Annotated in this window: 1 protein-coding gene; it reads left to right on the top strand. The window is 69.8% G+C overall.

Annotated elements, in window-relative coordinates; translation table 11 throughout:
• Positions 1-305, top strand: a 305-nt coding sequence (locus J0695_RS42315) for a putative PEP-binding protein (RefSeq protein ID WP_307798914.1), incomplete at both ends; no start/stop codon positions are given.

The raw sequence follows: 305 nt of genomic DNA, 5'->3' as shown, positions 1-305 counted from the left end.
CCTGGCCGACACCCAGGACGAGCGCGAGGAGTCCCTCAAGGCGCTGCTGCCGCTGCAGCGGAAGGACTTCGTCGAGCTGTTCGAGGGAATGGACGGCCTCCCGGTCACCGTCTGGCTCCTCGACCCGCCGCTGCACGAGTTCCTGCCCGACATCACCGAACTGTCGGTCCGCGTGGCCCTCGCCGAGTCCCGTCAGGAACCGCACGAGAACGAACTGCGCCTCCTCCAGGCGGTGCACCGGCTGCACGAGCAGAACCCGATGCTGGGCCTGCGCGGCGTCCGTCTCGGTCTGGTCATCCCCGGCC

Source organism: Streptomyces beijiangensis (genome assembly GCF_017315755.1).
Classification (GTDB): domain Bacteria; phylum Actinomycetota; class Actinomycetes; order Streptomycetales; family Streptomycetaceae; genus Streptomyces; species Streptomyces beijiangensis.
Note: the sequence above shows the minus strand (reverse complement) of the source record. Positions and strands in the feature narration are given on the sequence as shown.